This is a genomic window from Jatrophihabitans sp. YIM 134969, from assembly GCF_054456675.1.
Genome location: NZ_JBTJEQ010000041.1, coordinates 14,316 through 33,178 on the forward strand (window position 1 = coordinate 14,316; position 18,863 = coordinate 33,178).

At 72.1% G+C, this 18,863-nt stretch carries 18 protein-coding genes; 7 read left to right on the plus strand and 11 right to left on the minus strand.

Annotated features, from left to right (window positions below; all coding sequences use genetic code 11):
- Positions 1–21 precede the first annotated feature (21 nt).
- The 4 genes from ACXR2U_RS18400 to ACXR2U_RS18415 all read left to right on the plus strand — a co-directional run bounded on the left by ACXR2U_RS18400 (position 22) and on the right by ACXR2U_RS18415 (position 4,726).
- Positions 22–1,692 carry a DUF885 domain-containing protein gene (locus tag ACXR2U_RS18400; RefSeq protein WP_458826530.1) on the plus strand — a complete coding sequence of 557 codons (1,671 nt, stop codon included), beginning with the start codon at positions 22–24 and terminating at the stop codon, positions 1,690–1,692.
- Between the two features lie 84 nt (positions 1,693–1,776).
- Positions 1,777–3,060 (plus strand): hypothetical protein, encoded by a 1,284-nt coding sequence (locus ACXR2U_RS18405; protein ID WP_458826531.1) that lies wholly within the window; start codon positions 1,777–1,779, stop codon positions 3,058–3,060.
- 46 nt (positions 3,061–3,106) lie between these two features.
- Positions 3,107–3,784 carry a TVP38/TMEM64 family protein gene (locus tag ACXR2U_RS18410; RefSeq protein WP_458826532.1) on the plus strand — a complete coding sequence of 226 codons (678 nt, stop codon included), beginning with the start codon at positions 3,107–3,109 and terminating at the stop codon, positions 3,782–3,784.
- Between the two features lie 96 nt (positions 3,785–3,880).
- Positions 3,881–4,726 (plus strand): patatin-like phospholipase family protein, encoded by an 846-nt coding sequence (locus ACXR2U_RS18415; protein WP_458826533.1) that lies wholly within the window; start codon positions 3,881–3,883, stop codon positions 4,724–4,726.
- 11 nt (positions 4,727–4,737) lie between these two features.
- On the opposite strand, the gene ACXR2U_RS18420 is transcribed toward ACXR2U_RS18415, so the two are convergent.
- Both ACXR2U_RS18420 and ACXR2U_RS18425 read right to left on the minus strand, forming a co-directional pair.
- On the minus strand, positions 4,738–4,998 hold the full coding sequence (locus tag ACXR2U_RS18420; RefSeq protein ID WP_458826534.1) for a hypothetical protein: 261 nt from the start codon (positions 4,996–4,998) through the stop codon (positions 4,738–4,740).
- A 1-nt stretch (position 4,999) separates the two neighbouring features.
- A complete protein-coding gene (locus tag ACXR2U_RS18425; protein WP_458826535.1) occupies positions 5,000–5,401 on the minus strand; it encodes a helix-turn-helix domain-containing protein in 402 nt (133 codons plus the stop codon).
- Between the two features lie 63 nt (positions 5,402–5,464).
- On the opposite strand from ACXR2U_RS18425, the gene ACXR2U_RS18430 reads away from it, so the two are divergent.
- Positions 5,465–6,058 carry a ClpP family protease gene (locus ACXR2U_RS18430; RefSeq protein ID WP_458826536.1) on the plus strand — a complete coding sequence of 198 codons (594 nt, stop codon included), beginning with the start codon at positions 5,465–5,467 and terminating at the stop codon, positions 6,056–6,058.
- A 22-nt stretch (positions 6,059–6,080) separates the two neighbouring features.
- On the opposite strand, the gene ACXR2U_RS18435 is transcribed toward ACXR2U_RS18430, so the two are convergent.
- The 3 genes from ACXR2U_RS18435 to ACXR2U_RS18445 are packed head-to-tail and all read right to left on the minus strand — an operon-like array spanning position 6,081 to position 9,462.
- The gene (locus ACXR2U_RS18435; RefSeq protein WP_458826537.1) at positions 6,081–6,824 is read right to left on the minus strand and encodes a succinate dehydrogenase/fumarate reductase iron-sulfur subunit; all 744 of its coding nucleotides are present in this window, start codon (positions 6,822–6,824) and stop codon (positions 6,081–6,083) included.
- Entirely contained in the window at positions 6,821–8,755 is a 1,935-nt protein-coding gene (locus tag ACXR2U_RS18440; RefSeq protein WP_458826538.1) for a fumarate reductase/succinate dehydrogenase flavoprotein subunit, read from the minus strand. Before ACXR2U_RS18440 ends, ACXR2U_RS18435 begins: the two co-directional genes overlap by 4 nt.
- A gap of 11 nt (positions 8,756–8,766) precedes the next feature.
- Positions 8,767–9,462, minus strand: a complete 696-nt coding sequence (locus ACXR2U_RS18445; RefSeq protein WP_458826558.1) for a succinate dehydrogenase cytochrome b subunit — start codon at positions 9,460–9,462, stop codon at positions 8,767–8,769.
- Positions 9,463–9,598: 136 nt separating this feature from the next.
- On the opposite strand from ACXR2U_RS18445, the gene ACXR2U_RS18450 reads away from it, so the two are divergent.
- The gene (locus ACXR2U_RS18450) at positions 9,599–10,513 is read left to right on the plus strand and encodes a LysR family transcriptional regulator (RefSeq protein ID WP_458826539.1); all 915 of its coding nucleotides are present in this window, start codon (positions 9,599–9,601) and stop codon (positions 10,511–10,513) included.
- A 10-nt stretch (positions 10,514–10,523) separates the two neighbouring features.
- Entirely contained in the window at positions 10,524–11,390 is an 867-nt protein-coding gene (gene kynA / locus ACXR2U_RS18455) for a tryptophan 2,3-dioxygenase (protein WP_458826540.1), read from the plus strand.
- 134 nt (positions 11,391–11,524) lie between these two features.
- On the opposite strand, the gene mdh is transcribed toward kynA, so the two are convergent.
- From mdh to ACXR2U_RS18485, 6 genes are all read right to left on the minus strand, one after another.
- Positions 11,525–12,484, minus strand: a complete 960-nt coding sequence (gene mdh, locus ACXR2U_RS18460; RefSeq protein WP_458826541.1) for a malate dehydrogenase — start codon at positions 12,482–12,484, stop codon at positions 11,525–11,527.
- A gap of 92 nt (positions 12,485–12,576) precedes the next feature.
- On the minus strand, positions 12,577–12,867 hold the full coding sequence (locus ACXR2U_RS18465) for a DUF3017 domain-containing protein (RefSeq protein ID WP_458826542.1): 291 nt from the start codon (positions 12,865–12,867) through the stop codon (positions 12,577–12,579).
- A gap of 65 nt (positions 12,868–12,932) precedes the next feature.
- A complete protein-coding gene (purH, locus tag ACXR2U_RS18470; RefSeq protein WP_458826543.1) occupies positions 12,933–14,495 on the minus strand; it encodes a bifunctional phosphoribosylaminoimidazolecarboxamide formyltransferase/IMP cyclohydrolase in 1,563 nt (520 codons plus the stop codon).
- Positions 14,492–15,100, minus strand: coding sequence for a phosphoribosylglycinamide formyltransferase (purN, locus tag ACXR2U_RS18475; protein ID WP_458826544.1), 609 nt, complete (start codon positions 15,098–15,100; stop codon positions 14,492–14,494). Before purN ends, purH begins: the two co-directional genes overlap by 4 nt.
- 11 nt (positions 15,101–15,111) lie before the next feature.
- Positions 15,112–17,301, minus strand: coding sequence for an NADP-dependent isocitrate dehydrogenase (locus ACXR2U_RS18480; protein WP_458826545.1), 2,190 nt, complete (start codon positions 17,299–17,301; stop codon positions 15,112–15,114).
- 68 nt (positions 17,302–17,369) lie between these two features.
- Complete coding sequence (locus ACXR2U_RS18485; RefSeq protein WP_458826546.1) at positions 17,370–18,842, minus strand: cell division protein PerM; 1,473 nt, start codon at positions 18,840–18,842, stop codon at positions 17,370–17,372.
- Between the last annotated feature and the right edge of the window lie 21 nt (positions 18,843–18,863).

Genomic DNA, 18,863 nt, shown 5'->3' on the forward strand with positions numbered 1-18,863 from the left:
GCCGTCCTACGCTCGGCGACCGTGACGTCCGCACCCCGTCCCACGACCGACGTCGACCGACTGGCCGACACCTTCGTCGACCGGTCCGTCGCGCTGAACCCCGCTCTCGCCACGTACATCGGCGTCGACGGCGCCCACGACGCCCTGCCGGACCTGTCCCCCGACGGCCTGCAGGCCGCTTCCGACCTGCGGCGCGACACGCTGCGCCAGCTGGACGCCGCCGTCCCCGCCGATCGTCAGGACCGCATCACGGTCGCGGCGCTGCGCTACGACCTGCAGACCGAGGAGGCGATCCGCGACCTCGGTGACGACCTCTGCGACCTCGACATCCTCGAGTCGCCGCAGGAGAGCCTGCGGCTGGTCTTCGACATGATGCCCACGGCGTCCGACGGCGACTGGGCGACGATCGCGCGTCGCATGGCGGCGCTCCCGGCGGCCCTGGACGGGTACGCGGCGTCCCTGCGGCTCGCGGCCGCCCGCGGCCAGACCCCGGCCCGGCGACAGGTCGAGGAGGCCGCGACCCGCATCGCGTCGAACATCGGACCCGAGGGCTTCTTCGCCGGGCTGGCCGACCGCGGACCCGAGGCGGTCGCGCCCGACCTCCGGCACGGGGCGCGGCTCGCCAGCGGCGCCTACGCGGGCCTCCAGGACTTCCTGCGTCGCGAACTGCTCCCACTCGCCCGGGAACGTGACCCGTTCGGGCGTGAGCGGTACGCGGTGCACCTGCGCCGCCACCTCGGCGCCGACGTCGACCTCGACGAGACCTACGCCTGGGGCCAGGAGGAACTGGCGCGGCTGACCCGCGACCAGGCCGAGGTCGCCGCGCGGATCTCGCCCGGACGCACCGTCAAGGAGGTCATGGCCGAGCTCGACGCCGACCCCGGTCGGCAGCTGCACGGGGTCGACACGCTGCGCGGCTGGATGCAGGAACGCTCCGACCGCGCCGTCGAGGCGCTCGGCGGCTCCCACTTCGACATCCCGGAACCCCTGCGGCAGTTGGAATGTCTGATCGCGCCGACCCAGTCGGGCGGGGTGTACTACACCGGCCCGAGTGACGACTTCAGCCGTCCGGGACGCATGTGGTGGTCGGTGCCGGCGGGCCTGGAGACCTTCTCCACGTGGCAGGAACTCACGACGATCTACCACGAGGGCGTTCCCGGTCACCACCTGCAGATCGGCACCGCCGTGTACGCCCGCGCGACGCTGAACCGTTGGCGCCGGCTGATGTCCGGGTGCTCCGGCCACGCGGAGGGCTGGGCCCTCTACGCCGAACGGCTCATGGCCGAACTGGGGTACCTCGACGACCCCGCCGACCGACTCGGCATGCTCGACGCCCAGGCGATGCGCGCGGCCCGGGTGCTCATCGACATCGGGGTGCACTGCGAGCTGCCCATGCCCGCGAACTCGGCCCGGCCCGGTGAGGCGTGGACGTTCGGGAACGCCATGGAGTTCTTCGCGGCCCACAGCGCGTGGGACCTCGGCAACCGGACCTTCGAGATCCTGCGGTACTTCGGCTGGCCCGGTCAGGCACCCACGTACAAGCTGGGTGAACGGCTGTGGCTGCAACTGCGCGCCGACGCCCGGGCGGACGCCGGCGAGCGGTTCGACCTCACGCGCTTCCACCAGGACACGCTCGAACTCGGCGGGCTCCCCCTCGACGTGCTGCGTGAGGCCGTGCTCGATCGGGTCTGAACCCGATGCGCCTTGGGGCAACGCCGTTGACCTGACCGCCGACCGGCTCGGACGATCGTTGCATCGGGCTACGGAAGGCGCATCATGGCCACGGACGTCGCGGCACCACCGGAGGTGCGTCGCTTCCCGCCGTCCCCCGGGCCCCGCCCACCCCGCGACGACCGCGGCCGGAACCGGCGGCTCGACAAGCGGATCCCCTTCGTCGCCGCGGTGCTCGCGCCCGGCGTGGCGACCGCCCTGGCCGTCCTCGAGGTGACCCGGTCGGTCGCGAAGCCCGAGGGCTGGATCTGGCTGAGCCTCGCCCTCGGCACGACCGCCACCTACGTCGCGACCCAGATCGCCGGGACCAAGCTCTTCCGGTGGAACGCCTCGGACAACGCCCAACCGCGCAGCGTGGTCGTCCGGCTCGCGATGGAGGTCGTCGCCATGACCGAGCGAGCCGCCGACACCGGCCACGTGCCGGCCGCCGACACCGTCGAGGCGGCTCGGATCGCCGAACGGCTGGTCTCGCAGTGGCGGCGACGCAACCTCAGCTACGAGGCGCGCACCGCACTCGTGGCGGAGATCCCCGAGACCGACGTGCAGCACATCGTGCGGGCGCACGCCGCCCTGACGCCGCTGGTGCGGCCGGCCACGCCGCAGTCCCTGCGGTTCGCGAAGTACCGCCGTGACAACGACGTGTTCCCCTACCTCGGGCAGATCCAACTGGTCCGGCAGATGATGGGGGTCGCGGTCGCCGGACTCGTCGTGCTGCTGGTCCTGATCCAGAAGACCGACTTCTCGGGGACGGGCTCGGAGACGGTCAACATCGTGGTCCTGCTGGCCTCGAGCGCGCTCGGTGGCGCGTTCTACGCCCTGTCGACCGCGAACCGGTTCGTCAAGACCCGCACGTTCGACCCCAGCACCCAGCCCGAGTACTGGACCCGGTTCGTGCTCGGCCTGGTGTCCGGTGGTCTGCTCGCGACCGTCATCCCGGTCACCGACGCGAATCCGACCCAGGACGGCCTGACGGCCGCCGCGTTCGCGCCGCCCCTGCTCGCGCTGCTCGGGGGTTTCTCCGCGGAGGTGGTGCGTCAGGTGCTCGACCGGTTGGTCGACACCCTGCAGACCGTCGTCACGGGTCGCCCGACCCGCGACCGGGCCGACCGCGCGGCGGCGGACGTCGGGCCCGGAACCCCGGTGGGGTCCGGGGCCGGGCGCGCCGACGTCGACCAACGTCTGGCCCTGGTGCGCACGGTCGTCGGGCTCGAGCGTGAGCTCGGCCCGCAGGCCAGTGACGCCGCGCGGCGCGCGGTCGCCGAGCTCTGGGCGCGGCTCGGGTTCGGGCCGGACACGACGACCGGCGCGGGGGGCTCGACCCCGCCCTGAGCGGCCCGCCGACGGGCGTCCGGGTCCGACCGGCACGATGGACACCGTGGACACCTCCCGCGTGGCGGCGCGCCGGCGGGCGCTCGCCCGGCTGTCCACGCTCGTCCTCCTGCTCGGCGCGGTCGCGTTGGCGACACTGGTCTTCGTCCCGATCGACCGTGGCAGTCTGCAACGGTTCGTCGACGGCTTCGGCCCGTTCGCCGTGCCCGTGTTCGTGGTCGTCGCGGCGGTGCTGGCGCTCGTCTTCTTCCCCGGACCCGTGCTCTCGGCCGTCAGCGGCGTGCTGTTCGGCGTCTGGCTGGGGTTCGCGGCGTCGCTGGCGAGTGCGGTGCTCACGGCCGTCCTCGGGTTGCTCGTGGCGCGGCGGGCGGGCGGTTCCTCGCTGGCGGACCTCTCGGGCCCGCGGGCGCTCGCGCTGGCCGACCTCGCCCGCCGGCAGGGACTCGGGGTCGTGGTGCTGCAACGCCTGGTGCCCGGGCTGCCGGACGCGCCGTTCTCCTACCTGTTCGGCCTGCTGCGCCTACGGGTGTGGGAGGTGGCGCTCGGCACCGTGGTCGGCTCGGCACCGAGAGCGTTCGCCTACACCGCCCTGGGCGATTCGGCCGCCTCGCGCGACGGCGGTCTCGCCGCGTGGGCGCTGGGCGTGCTCGTCGCGGTCAGTGTGGTGGGGGCCGTGGCCGGCGCGGTCGTGGTGCGCCGCCACCGCCGTGCCTCCGCGGGATAGCCAGGCGGACGGCGGAGGTCCGACCGCGCGTTCACGACGCTGCGTCATCTGGGCTGACGCGACGACGGCGCCCGGCCGCGCTCGTAGGCTCGGGACATGCCCTCCGCTCTCGTCCTGGCCGGTGGCGGTGTCGCCGGCATCGCCTGGGAACTCGGGGTCCTGCGCGGGATCCTCGACGTCCGTCCCGACCTCGAGGAATTCCTGCTCGGCACCGACGTGCTGATCGGGACGTCGGCGGGTTCGACCGTCGCCGCGATGCTCGGCGGCGGCACCCCTCTCGACGAGCTGTACGACGCCCAACTCGACCCCGACTCCGCCGAGATCCCCGTCGACGTCGACCTGCCCGCGCTCGTCGAGAGCTTCGGCGCCGCGACCGCGGGCGTCACCGACCCCACCGAACTCCGACGACGGATCGGGGCGCTGGCCCTCGCGACCGACACCGTCCCCGAGTCCGCGCGGCGGGGCGCGGTGGCCGCGCGGCTGCCGGTGCCGGAGTGGTCCGAACGCGATGTCCGGATCCCCGCCGTCGACGCCGAGACCGGCGAGGTCGTCGTGTTCACCAGCGATTCCGGTGTCGCCCTCGTCGACGCCGTCACCGCGAGCTGTGCCGTCCCGGGCGTGTGGCCACCGGCGACCGTGGACGGCCGGCGCTACGTCGACGGTGGCGTGCGGTCGAGCACCAACGCCGATCTCGCCGCCGGCTGCGACCGCGTCCTGATCGTGCTGCCGAACCTGCCCGACACCCCGGTGCCGTTCACCGACCTGGCCGACGAGATCGCCGCGCTGGCGCCGGCGCAGGTGGTCACGGTGTACGCCGACGACGCCTCGATCGTTGCTTTCGGCACCAATCCACTCGCGGCGAGCACCCGCGGGCCCTCGGCGCGCGCGGGGCGCGAGGTCGGGCGTCGGTGCGCGGACGAGGTCGCCGCGCTGTTCGTCTGACCGGTTTGAGCTCAGTCGGCGGCGCGGAACACAGGCGTGTCCGGGTCGGCGTCGTCGCCGCCGGGTCCCAGCGCCGGGAGTGGCGAGTCGGCCTCGACGGCGCCTGCGGTGTCCTCGACGGCCGCGACCTCCGGGTCGGACTCGGTCACCAGGAGGTCGGCGAGCACCACCCGCTCGTCGTCGGTCAGTGGCGCGTCGGGCAGGTGGTCACCGGGCGCCCCGGCGTCGCTGCCGGTGTCCATCGCGTCGTCGGGACGGTCGGAGGCGTCCACCTCAGGCCGCCCGCATCTCCGGCGACGGCGCGTGGCCGCCGGTCAGGCGCGAACGGGAGAGGCCCATCGGCAGGACGTCGCCGTCGACCCGGCCCGCAGCGGTGTGACGGCGGGTGGCGGCGACCCGGATGACCGCGCGGTCGGGTGCCACCGGCTTCATCGCGTCGCGGACCATCGCCAGCAGGTCGGCGAGGCTGATGCCGAGGGCCTCGCACAACGCGGCGAGCACCTCGGAGGAGATCTCCTTGCGGCCGCGCTCGACCTCGGACAGGTACGCGAGCGAGAGTGCCGCGGTGGCCGCGACGTCGGCGAGCGTGCGGCCCTGCTCGTGCCGCAGCCGGCGCAGCTGTTCGCCCAGCACGTCACGCAACAACGGGGGCCGCTCGGTCGCCATCACGCCCATGGCGGTCACGCTACCGGCAGAAGCGGGGGCGGGCGGGGCGGAACGCGACCTAGCGTCACGCTCATGGAGAACACGTCACCGCACCTGCGCAGCGCACCCGGCCTCGCGACCCTCGACGACCGGGTGTCCGACCAGCTGTTGCGCGACCGCATCGTGGTGCTCGGCCAGGCCGTCGACGACGAGGTCGCGAACCGCCTCTGCGCACAACTGCTGCTGCTCGCCGCCGAGGACCCGACCCGCGACGTCGCGCTCTACGTCAACTCCCCCGGCGGCTCGGTCTACTCGGGGCTCGCGGTCTACGACACGATGCAGTCGATCCCGTGCGACGTCGCGACCTACGTGTTCGGACTCGCGGCCTCGATGGGCCAGTTCCTGCTCACCGCGGGTACGCCCGGCAAGCGGTTCGCGCTGCCCCGGGCCCGGGTGCTGATGCACCAACCGTCCGGTGGCATCGGGGGGACCGCCACCGACATCGCCATCCAGGCCCGCCAGATCAAGGAACTCAAGGCCGAGATCGCCGCGATCACCGCCGAGCGCACGGGGCAGAGCGTCGAGACCATCGAGCGTGACGCCGACCGCGACCGCTGGTTCACCGCCCAGCAGGCGGTCGACTACGGCTTCGTCGACCGGATCGTGACCCGCCCGACGAGGCCCTGACCCGCGCACCACCGCGCCACGGTCAGAGCTTGCCGCGCACGGCCTTCCGGTACTCCTTGTTCATGTCGACGATGCTGAAGAAGGGGATCTCCTTCGGGCAGCTCGCCACGCACTGACCGGTGTTGGTGCAGCCGCCGAAGCCTTCGGCGTCCATGGTCTCGACCATCGACAGCACGCGGGCGGACCGTTCGGGCTGGCCCTGCGGCAGCGAGTTCAGGTGCGCGACCTTGGCCGACGTGAACAGCATGGCCGAGCCGTTCGGGCAGGCCGCGACGCACGCGCCGCACCCGATGCAGGTGGCGTTGGTGAACGCGCGGTCGGCGTCGTCCTTCGGCACCGGCGTGGAGTGGGCCTCGGGGGCCGAGCCGGTTGGAGCGGTGATGTAGCCACCGGAGGCGATGATGCGATCGAAGGCGGACCGGTCGACCACGAGGTCCTTGATCACCGGGAAGGCCGCGGCCCGCCACGGCTCGACGTCGATGGTGTCGCCGTCCGAGAACGACCGCATGTGCAGCTGGCACGAAGTGGTCTGCACGGGCCCGTGGGCCTGGCCGTTGATGACGACACCGCACGACCCGCAGATGCCCTCGCGACAGTCGTGGTCGAACGCGATGGGGACCTCGCCGTCGAGGATCAGCCGTTCGTTGAGGACGTCGAGCATCTCCAGGAACGACATGTCCGGCGAGACGTCCTCGCACGGGTAGGAGACCAAGCGGCCCTCGGACTCGGGGTCGGTCTGACGCCAGACCCGGACGGTGATGTTCATGCGTAGCTCCGCTGGGCGAGGTGGACGTACTCGAACTCGAGCGCTTCCTTGTGCAACACGGGGTCCTTCCCGACGCCGGTGAACTCCCACGCGGCGACGTGGCTGAAGTGCTCGTCGTCGCGTTCGGCCTCGCCGTCCGGGGTCTGGTGCTCCTCCCGGAAGTGCCCACCGCAGGACTCCTCGCGGGCCAGGGCGTCGAGGCACATCAGCTCGGCGAACTCGAGGAAGTCCGCGACGCGGTTGGCCTTCTCCAATTCGCGGTTCAGCTCCTCACCGGTGCCGGGGACGATGACGTTGGTCCAGAACTCCGCGCGCAACTCGGGGATCCGCTCGAGGGCCTTGCGCAGGTTGGGCTCACTGCGCGACATCCCGCACATGTCCCACACCAGCAGGCCGAGCTCGCGGTGGAAGGAGTCGACGGTGCGGTTGCCCCTGATCGACAGCAGTTTCTCGATGCGCTGGGCGGTCTCGAGCTCGACCTGCGCCACGGCGGCGTCGGCCGGGTCGACCGCCCCGAGCTTGGCGGTGGCGACGTAGTCGTTGAGCACCGGCGGCAGCACGAAGTAGCCGTCGGACAACCCCTGCATGAGCGCCGAGGCACCCAGCCGGTTCGCGCCGTGGTCGGAGAAGTTGGCCTCGCCGATCGCGAACAGGCCGGGGATCGTGGTCTGCAGGTCGTAGTCGACCCACAACCCACCCATCGTGTAGTGGACCGCCGGGTAGATGCGCATCGGCGTCTCGTAGGGGTTCTCGCCCGTGATCTGGGCGTACATGTCGAAGAGGTTCCCGTACTTCGCCTCGACGGTCTCGCGGCCCATCCGCTCGATGGCGTCGCGGAAGTCCAGGTACACCCCGAGGCCGCCGGGGCCGACCCCCTTGCCCTCGTCGCACTGGTTCTTCGCGGCGCGCGAGGCGATGTCACGCGGGACCAGGTTGCCAAACGCCGGGTAGATGCGCTCGAGGTAGTAGTCGCGTTCGTCCTCGGGGATGTCGGCCGGCGCGCGGTCGTCGTCGCGCTGCTTCGGCACCCAGATGCGGCCGTCGTTGCGCAACGACTCGCTCATGAGCGTCAACTTGCTCTGGTAGTCGCCCGAGCGCGGGATGCAGGTCGGGTGGATCTGCGTGAAACACGGGTTGGCGAGGTACGCACCGCGGCGGTGGGCGCGCCAGATCGCCGAGGCGTTGCTGCCCTTCGCGTTGGTCGACAGGTAGAACACGTTGCCGTAGCCACCGGTGGCGAGCACGACGGCGTCCGCGGTGTAGGTCGTGAGCTCACCGGTGACCAGGTCGCGCGCGACGATGCCGCGGGCCCGACCGTCGACCACGATGAGGTCGAGCATCTCGGTGCGCGGGTGCATCTCGATGTTGCCGGCGTCGATCTGGCGTTCCAGCGCCTGGTACGCGCCGTAGAGCAGCTGCTGCCCGGTCTGGCCGCGGGCGTAGAACGTGCGTTGCACCTGCACGCCGCCGAACGAGCGGGTGTCGAGCAGGCCGCCGTACTCGCGCGCGAACGGCACGCCCTGGGCCACGCACTGGTCGATGATCTGCAGTGAGATCTCGGCCAGCCGGTGGACGTTCGACTCACGGCTGCGGAAGTCGCCGCCCTTGATGGTGTCGTAGAACAAGCGGTGCACGGAGTCGCCGTCGTTGCGGTAGTTCTTCGCCGCGTTGATCCCGCCCTGCGCCGCCACCGAGTGCGCGCGGCGGGGCGAGTCCTGGAAGCAGAACTGGATGACGTGGTAGCCCTGCTCGGCGAGCGTGGCGCCCGCGGCGCCACCGGCGAGACCGGTGCCGACCACGATGACCTTGTGCTTGCGGCGGTTGGCCGGGTTGACGAGCTTGGCCTCGAACTTGCGCGTGGTCCAGCGGTCCGCGATCGGACCGGCCGGCGCCTTGGTGTCGGCGATCGGGTCGCCCTCGGTGTACTCCACGGTGCGCTCTCCTACCTCGTGAGTCCGGTCATGACCGCGACGGGGACGGCGATGAAGCCCAGGCTGATCACCAACGCGAGCGTGGTGCCGACGGCCTTGATGGCACGGTCGCGAGCGGCGCTGTTGACGCCGAGGGTCTGCGAGGCACTCCAGAAGCCGTGGTTGATGTGCAACCCCAGCGCGACCATCGCCGCGATGTAGATGAGGTTCATCCACCAGTGCTGGAAGTCGCGGGTGACGTTGCCGTACACGTCGTCCTCCACGAACCCCGGGTTCACCACCCCGGCCGTGAGGTCGAGGATGTGCCAGACGATGAACAGGGCGAGGATCGTGCCGCCCCACCGCATCGTGCGGGTGGCGAAGGTGGCCTGCGCCTTCTGCCCGCCGGCGTACTTCACCGGCCGCGCCCGCAGGTCACGGCGCGAGAGCTGTGCGGCGGCCGTCACGTGCAGGACGAGCGCGACCAGCAGCACCGCGCGGCTGATCCAGAGGAACCACGCCCCGTGCAGGACCGGCTCGCCCACGGTCCGCAGCCACTCGGCGTAGTGGTTGTAGTCGACCCGGCCGAAGAAGATCTTCAGGTTGCCGAGCATGTGCGCCAGCAGGTACGCGAGCATCAGCAGACCGGTCCAGGCCATGACGACCTTCTTGCCGATGTTGCTGTGCCAGAAGGCGAGTACCCCGGTGCGACGGCGCTTCGGAGTCAGCTGCGTGCGACCCGCTCCCGCCTTCTGCGCGGGTTCGGAGCGGGTCGTCGTCCGGGTCGTCGCCACCGCGTCACGGTATGCCGACGGCGGCCAGAAGGGAAGTCGATGACTTCACTGATCGCGATAGTCTGAGGCTATGCAGCTGCACCAGCTGGCGTACTTCGTCGCCGTCGCCGACGCCGGGCACTTCACCCGTGCCGCCGAGCAGCTCGACGTCACCCAACCCACGCTCTCGCAGCAGATCCGTGCGCTGGAACGGTCCCTCGGCGCCACGCTGCTCAGCCGGCGCCCGGGCCACGTCGAACCGACGGCGGCCGGGGCCGAGCTGCTGCCGATCGCACGCCGCATGCTGCTGGACGCCGAGAACGCCCGCCGGGCCCTGCGGGAACTCGACGGCCTGCAACGCGGTGAGGTCCGGGTCGGGGCCACCCCCAGCCTGTGCACCGGCCTGATGCCCGCCATCATCGGCGACTTCCACGCCGCCCACCCCGGGGTCGCGATCGTGCTGTCCGAGGGCGGCTCGCGCGACCTGCAGGAGCAGCTCGCCGTCGGCGCCCTGGACCTCGCGCTGGTGGTCGACTCGCGCGCCCACGAGGACCCCCGCCTCACCGCCGACCCGCTGTTCGTCGAGGAACTCGTGGTGGTCTCGTCGCGCGACCGACCCGCGCCGTCGCGGCGGGCCCGCATGCCGGTCGACGAGCTGCGCCACACCCCGCTGGTCATGTTCCGGTCGGGCTACGACCTGCGCGAGACGACCGTCAACGCCTGCCGGGAGCGGGGGTTCGAGCCGACCTTCGCGGTCGAGGGCGGGGAGATGGACGCCGTGCTGGGGTTCGTCGCGGCGGGCATCGGCGTCGCGGTCGTGCCCGCGACGGTCGTCGGACCGCGGTTCCGCACCACCCGTCTCGCGTCCCCCGGCCTGGTGCGCACGATCCAGCTCGCGCGGCGGCGCGATGTCGAGCTCTCGCGGGCGGCGGCCGAGCTGGAGCGGGTCGTGCTCACCCACGCCGCCGGTCGCGCGGGCGAGGTGCCCCGCGCGCGGGATCACTAGCCTCGGGCGCATGCCGGACGACGACACCGCGACGACCAACACCCGGGCCGTGGAGAGCGGCATCAAGCGGGAGTTCGCGGCGGACATGTCCTACGGGGACTACCTCGACCTCGACCGCCTGCTCGGCGCCCAGCACCCGCTCTCGGTGCCCGAGCACCACGACGAACTGCTGTTCATCATCCAGCACCAGACCACCGAACTGTGGCTCAAGCTCGTGCTGCACGAGCTGCGGGCGGCCATGGCCCACCTCGCGGCCGACGACCTGCGGCGCGCCCTGAAGAACGTCGCCCGCGTCAAGCACATCCAGCGCACGCTCACCGAGCAGTGGTCGGTCCTCGCCACGCTCACCCCGACCGAGTACGCCCAGTTCCGAGGTTTCCTCGCGCACGCATCAGGATTCCAGAGCCACCAGTACCGCGCGGTGGAGTTCGCGCTGGGCAACAAGAACGCCGACGTGTTGCCGGTGTTCGCCCACCAACCCGCGGCGCACGCCGAGCTCACCGAGCTCCTGGAGACCCCCAGCCTCTACGACGAGTTCATCCGGCTGCTCGCCCGCCGCGGCCACGCCGTCCCCGAGGAACTGCTCACCCGTGACGTCCGGCGCGCCCACACGGTGTCACCGGGGTTGGTCGAGGTGTTCAAGAACGTCTACGAGGACGCCGACGCCCACTGGGAGGAGTACGAGACCTGCGAGGAGCTCGTCGACCTCGAGGACAACTTCCAGCTGTGGCGGTTCCGGCACCTCAAGACCGTCGAACGCACCATCGGCCACAAGCGTGGCACCGGCGGGTCCTCGGGGGTCGGGTTCCTCGCCCAGGCGTTGGAGCTGACGTTCTTCCCCGAGCTGTTCGCCGTGCGCACCGAGATCGGCCGCTGACACCCCACCACGCACACGGCGAGTGGTCACTTCTCCCGGTGAGTGGGCAGGAGTTGCTGCCCACTCACCACCGGAGGTGACCACTCGCCGCGGAGGTGCGAGGTACGGGAGAGCGTGGACGCGGTGCGGCAGAACTACATGCCGGCGACGTCGGCCTGCTTCGCGCGGACGGCCTCGGCGGCCTCGACCAGCGCGGCCTTCTCGTCGTCGGCGAGGTCGCGCTCGACGACCTTCTTGACGCCGCCCTTGCCGATCTCGGCCTCGACGCCGAGGTAGACGCCGGAGATGCCGTACTCGCCGTCGACCCAGGCGCAGACCGGGATGGTCTCGCCGGAGTCGGTGAGGACGGCCTTGGCCATGCGGGCCGCGGCGGCCGACGGGGCGTAGTACGCCGAACCGGTCTTGAGCAGGCCGACGACCTCGGCGCCGCCGTTGCGGGTGCGGGTGACCAGCTCCTCGATCTTGTCGGCGGGCAGCACCTCGGCCAGCGGCTTGCCGTCGACCGAGCAGGCGCTCGCGACCGGGACCATGGTGTCGCCGTGCGAGCCCAGGGTCAGGGTCTTCACCGATCCGACGGGGACGCCCGCGGCCTCGGCGACGTTGTTGGTGAACCGGGCGGTGTCGAGCACGCCGGCCTGGCCGAACACGCGCTCCTTCGGGAATCCGCTCGCGAGCTGGGTCAGCGCGGTCATCTCGTCCAGCGGGTTCGAGACCACGATGATGACGGCGTTGGGCGAGTACTTCGCGATGTTCTCCGCGACGCCGCGCACGATCTTGGCGTTGGTCTCGAGCAGGTCCATGCGGCTCATGCCGGGCTTGCGGGGCAGACCCGCCGTGATCACCACGACGTCGGAGTCCGCGGTCGGCTCGTAGCCGGAGCCGTCGGTGCCGGTGGTGACGCCGACGACCTCGGTCTCGAAGCCCTCGATCGGCCGCGACTGGTTGAGGTCGAGCGCGAGGCCCGCGGGCTTGCCCTCGAGGATGTCGGTCAGCACGACCTGCTCCGCGATGTCGTACTCGGCGATGCGCTGAGCGGTGGTCGAGCCGTAGAAGCCCGCTCCCACCACGGTGACCTTGCCGTGTCGTGCTGCCATGTGCCGCTGACTCCTTCGATGTGTCCGGTGTGTTCCTCTGGGCTCCACGCTAGCGCCGAGGGCCCGGCGCCCGGGCAGGGACGGGAGTCAGGTCACTTGACCAGGAACCCGAACACGGCCATGAGGCCGCCGACGGCGAGGAACGCCCCGGCGTCGAACCAGCGCCCCCGTACCGCGAGCGGCCCGGCCCGACGGTCCGGCAGCGCCAGCCGGACGAACCCGGCGAACACCACACCCCCGGCGACGGCCAGCACCCCGCGCAGCCAGTGCTGCGGTGCGACGCCGAGGTAGACCAGGCCCGCGACCACCGCCACCATGGCCAGGCCGAAGCCCAGCCGACCGGCGCGCGGCTCCGGCCCGACCGGCGCGGGTGGCGTCGTCATCGGGCGCCTCGCCTCGCGTGCGGGGCGGGCGTCGCGGTCACCGTTGCAGCATGCATCGGTGCCGGTCAGTGGGCGAAGTGCCGCACGCCGGTGAAGTACATCGTCACGCCCGCGGCCTTCGCGGCCTCGATCGACTGGTCGTCCCGCATCGACCCGCCGGGCTGGACGACGGCCGTGACGCCCGCCTCCAGCAGCACCTCGAGGCCGTCCGCGAACGGGAAGAACGCGTCGGAGGCCGCGACCGAGCCGGCCGCGCGCTCACCCGCCCGGGCCACGGCCAGCCGGGAGGAGTCGACCCGGTTGACCTGCCCCATGCCGATGCCGACCGTCGCACCCTCGTGCGCCAGCAGGATGGCGTTGGACTTCGTGGCCCGGATGGCGCGCCACGCGAACTCGAGGTCGGCCAGGGTGGCGGCGTCGGCCGGTTCGCCGGTGGCGAGCGTCCAGTTGGCCGGCTGGTCACCCTCGGCGTCGATGCGGTCGACGCTCTGCAACAGCATCCCGCCGGAGACCGGCTTCATCTCCGTGCCGCCGCCGACGATCGGTGCAGCCAGCAACAGTCGGATGTTCTTCTTGCCCTGCAGGATCTCCAACGCCTCCGGCTCGTAGCCCGGTGCGATGACGACCTCGGTGAACACCTCGGCGACCTGGCGGGCCATCTCGGTCGTGACCGTGCGGTTGGTGGCGATGACGCCGCCGAACGCACTCACCGGGTCGCAGGCGTGCGCCTTGCGGTGGGCCTCGGCGACGTCGGCGCCGACGGCGATGCCGCACGGGTTGGCGTGCTTGATGATCGCGACGCAGGGTTCGGTGAAGTCGTACGCGGCGCGGTACGCGGCGTCGCCGTCGGTGTAGTTGTTGTAGCTCATCTCCTTGCCGTGCAGCTGCTCGGCCTGGGCCAGGCCGTCGGTGCCGCTGCCGCCGGCGTTGACGTAGAGCGCCGCGCGCTGGTGCGGGTTCTCGCCGTACCGCAGCACCGCCGCCCGCTCCCAGGCGGCGCCGACCCAGCCCGGGAAGCCGCTGCCCGCGTCGTCGGGCGCCACGGCGTTGCCGAGGTAGCTCGCGACCGCGATGTCGTAGGTGGCGGTGTGCCGGAACGCCTCGGCGGCCAACGCCTGCCGGTCGCTGAGGTCGAACCCGCCGGCGACGACCGCCTCGAGCACCTCCTCGTACCGCCCCGGGTCGACGACGACCGCGACCGACCCGTGGTTCTTCGCGCTGGCCCGCACCATGGCCGGGCCACCGATGTCGATCTGCTCGACGATCTCCGGCGGCGTCGCGCCGCTCGCGACGGTCTGGACGAACGGGTAGAGGTTGCTGACCAGCAACTGGAACGGCGCGATGCCGAGTTCGTCGACGGTCGCGACGTGCTCGGGGTCGTTCTGGTCGGCCAGCAGCCCGGCGTGCACGTGGGGGTGCAGCGTCTTGACCCGGCCGCCGAGGATCTCGGGGAAGCCGGTCACGTCCTCCACCGGCGTCACGGCGACGCCGAAGGACTGGATGGTCGAGGCGGTCGAACCGGTCGACACGATCTCGACCCCCGCCTCGGCGAGTCCACGCGCGAGCGTCTCGAGACCGGTCTTGTCGTAGACGCTGATGAGCGCCCGCTGCACCGGGATCCTGGTCATGGGTTGATGCGCACCTTCCTGCCGGAGACGGTCCAGCCGTTCCGGACCATCGCTCCGATGTTGTCGACGAGCATGTCGCGCTCGGCGGCCTTGATCCGCTCGTGCAGGGACTCGACGTCGTCGTCGTCGAGCACGGGGACGACCCGCTGGTCGATCACCGGTCCGGTGTCGACACCGGCGTCCACCACGAACAGCGTGCACCCGGTGACCTTCACGCCCCAGGCGAGGGCGTCGGCCGGGGCGTGGATGCCGGGGAACGACGGCGACAGCGCGGGGTGGGAGTTGACGTAACGGCCCTCGAACGAGGAGAGGAACCGCGGCCCGACGAGCTTGAGGAACCCCGCCGACACCACGAGATCGGGCGTGAACTCCGCGACCCGTGCGGTGAGGGCGGCGTCCCAGGCGTCGCGGTCGGCGAAGTCGGGGACGCGGAGGACGAACGTCGCGGCGCCCGCCCGCTGCGCGCGGTCGAGCGCGGCCACGCCGGGTCGGTCCGAGCCGACGGCCACGACGTCGAACCCGGCGGACGGGTCGGCCGCGGCGTCGAGCAGGGCCTGCAGTGTGGAACCCGCGCCCGACGCGAGGACCACCACCCGTGCCGGCACGAGGCCCGACCCTAGCGAGCGGCGCCGCTGCGGAACGCCGCCAGGGCGTCGTTGAACGTGCTGCTCGGACGCATCGCCGCCGACGCCTTGGCGGAATCGGGGCGGTAGTAGCCGCCGATGTCGACCGGCTGACCCTGGACGGCGGCCAGTTCCTCGACGATCGCGCTCTCCTGCGCGGCGAGGCACTCGGCGAGCGGCTCGAAGGCCGCGGCGAGTTCGGCGTCCTCGCTCTGTCGGGCCAGTTCCTGCGCCCAGTACAGCGCGAGGTAGAAGTGGCTGCCCCGGTTGTCCAGCTGCCCGACCTTGCGCTGCGGCGACCGGTTCTGCTCCAGGACCGCACCGGTGGCGCGGTCGAGGGCGTCGGCGAGCACCTTGGCCTTGGCGTTGCCGGTCTGGTCGGCGAGGAACTCCAGCGAGACCGCCAGGGCGAGGAACTCCCCGAGGGAGTCCCAGCGCAGGTGGTCCTCCTTGACGAACTGCTGGACGTGCTTGGGGGCCGATCCACCGGCGCCGGTCTCGAACAGCCCGCCGCCGTTCATGAGCGGCACGATCGAGAGCATCTTGGCGCTGGTGCCCAGCTCGAGGATGGGGAACAGGTCGGTGAGGTAGTCACGCAGGACGTTGCCGGTGACCGAGATCGTGTCCTCGCCGGCGCGGGCGCGTCCGAGGGTGAAGCGGGTCGCCGCGGCGACGTCCATGATCTTGATCTGGAGGCCGTCGGTGTCGAGTTCGGCGAGCTTGGCGCGCACCTTCTGCAGGATCTGGGCGTCGTGGGCGCGGGTCTCGTCGAGCCAGAACACGGCGGGGACGCCGGTGGCGCGCGCCCGGCCGACGGCGAGCTCGACCCAGTTCTGCACCGGGGCGTCCTTGGTCTGGCACATGCGCCAGATGTCGCCGGTGTCGACCGAGGTCTCCAGCAGCGTGGTGCCGGCGGTGTCGACCACTCGGACCGTGCCGGGCGCGCTGATCTCGAAGGTCTTGTCGTGGGAGCCGTACTCCTCGGCCTTCTGCGCCATCAGCCCGACGTTCGGGGTCGTGCCCATGGTCGCGGGGTCGAACGCCCCGTGCTCGATGCAGTGTGCAACGGTCTCGGCGTAGAGCGCGGCGTACGAGGAGTCCGGGATGACGTACTTGGTGTCCTGCTGCTCCCCCGCGGCGTTCCACATCTGACCCGAGGAGCGGATCGCGGCCGGCATCGACGCGTCGATGATGACGTCGCTGGGCACGTGCAGGTTGGTGATCCCGCGGTCGGAGTCGACCATCGCGATCGCGGGCCCGGCGGCGATCGCGGCGTCGACCGCGTCCTTCGCCTCGGGGTGGGAGGACAGCAGGCTGGCCAGGCCGTCGTTCGGGCTGGAGTCGGGGTAGCCCGCGTACACGTCACCGACCACGGCCCGCACGGCGTGACCGAAGATGATCGGGTCGGAGACCTTCATCATCGTGGCCTTGAGGTGCACCGAGAACAGGACGCCCTGCTCCTTCGCCTCGGCGACCTGGGCGGCGAGGAACTCGTCGAGCGCGGCCCGACGCATGACCGCCGCGTCGATGACCTCGCCGGCGAGCAGCTTCGTCGAGGGCTTGAGGACGGTGACCGATCCGTCGGCGCCGACGTGCTCGATGCGCACCTCGGTGGCGTCCGCGACCGTCGTGGAGGTCTCGGTGGAGCGGAAGTCGCCCTCACCCATCGTGGTGACGTGCGACTTCGAGTCCCCGCTCCACGCGCCCATCGAGTGCGGGTGCTTGCGGGCGTAGGCCTTGACCGAGGCGGGCGCGCGGCGGTCGGAGTTGCCCTCGCGCAGCACCGGGTTCACGGCCGAACCCTTGACCTTGTCGTAGCGGGCACGGACCTCGCGCTCGGCGTCGGTCGACGGGTTCTCGGGGTACGGCGGCAGCGCGTAGCCCTGCTCCTGCAGCTCGGCGATGGCGGCCTTGAGCTGCGGCACCGACGCGCTGACGTTCGGGAGCTTGATGATGTTCGCCTCGGGCTGGGTGGCCAGCGTGCCGAGTTCGGCGAGCGCGTCGGACTCGCGCTGCTCCTCGGTGAGGGCGTCCGGGAACTGCGACACGATGCGGCCGGCCAGGGAGATGTCACGGAGTTCGACGTCGACCCCGGCGGGCGCGGCGAACGCCTCGATGATCGGCAGGAGGGACTCGGTCGCGAGCGCCGGTGCCTCGTCGGTCTTCGTGTAGATGATCTTCATCGGTCGCTGTACCCCGTCGTCGGCGTCGTGTGAACCGCGTCCGACCCTAGCGAGCACGACCGGACCGGTCAGGCACCCCGCGCGAGGTCGTCGTCCTCGTCACGCTCGTCGTCGCCGTCGTCCCCCAGGTCGACGTCGACCTCGGGAGCCGGGTCCGCCGCGACCGGGACGTCCGCGGCGTCGGTGGGTGCCGCCTCGACCGGGACGACGAGGACGGTGTCGACGACCGAGGCCGGCCGCACCTCGAGAGCCGGGACGTCGTCGACCCGCACCAGCCGCCCGATCGCCGTGACGCAGGTGACCAGCAGCCCGGCGACCAGGACCTCGCCGCCGAACGCGAGCCCCGCCTGCCAGGGCGAGGCCCCGACGGCACGGAGTCGGCCGCTGCCCAGGCCGCCGCCCGCCAGCAGAGCGAGACCCGCCATCGCGACCGCGGCGACGACCGCGACGCCGAGGTGCCGGCGCAGGGCGTCCAGCGGGGAACGGGAGCGGCCCAGGACCCGCGCCACGGCGAGCCCGATCCCGACGAACGTGAGCGCGGCCCAGACCACGACGACGGGGTGGACCCCGCCACCGTCGGGCAGGGCTCCGAGCAGCGGGACGGACGGCAGCAGGCCGCTGTGCGAGCCGCCCACGGTGACGACGGTGTCGGTGCCGACCGCGAACCCGGGACCGGACAGCAGCGACCCCACCGCGACCACGGCGTTCGGGGCCGACAGCACCCCGACGAACAGGACCGGGATGCCGGAGAGCCCACCGCCCAGGGCGTGCGAGAGGTCCATGACGCGTCCGCCGTGCCACGCGATCGCGGCGGCGACGAGCAGCGACGACATCGCGGCGCTGACCAACGCGGCCGCGGCGGCGGCCCGGGCGACGGGCAGCAGGTGTTCGGGCAGCAGCGCGGCGTCGTCCCGGCGGGCGAGTTCCCGGCGCGCGCCGAGCCCGGCCGCGACGACCACCAGCAGCAGGGACGCCCCGACGGTCGGCAGGTACTCCGCGTGGCTGGTGCCGACCCGGCCGAACAGCCCGAGGACGGCGACACAGCCGACGTAGGCGAGGACGAGGCGGACGAACGCGGGCCGCAGCCCGGACCGTTGGCCACGGTCGTCGGCGAGGGCGGCCAGGGCGCGACCGGCGCGCCAGGGCAGGACCATCGCGAGGGCCATCAGGCCGAGGGGCAGGAAGCGGACGGTGTCGCCGGCGATCGTGACCCCGCCGTGGTGGGAGCCGAGGAACAGCAGCACCCCCGCACGCATCGCGGCGCCCGGCGAGCCGGTGGCCGAGGCCTGCAGCAGCCAGAGGGCGACGACCAGCACGAGTGACGCGAGCGCCCCGCCCAACGCCGCGACCATGCCCATCCAGGCGGCGGCACGGCGCAGGTGCCGCGCGCACACCATCGGCATGGCCCAGCCGACCGGGTCGTCGGACCACCGGTCGTCGGAGCGGGTGACGTCGGACCAGGCCCGCCACCCGCCCGGTGAGCGGGTGACGTCCGACCAGTCGTCGCCCACGGGCGCGTCGACGTCGTCGGGAGATGCCACGCCTCCACACTCGCAGCGGCG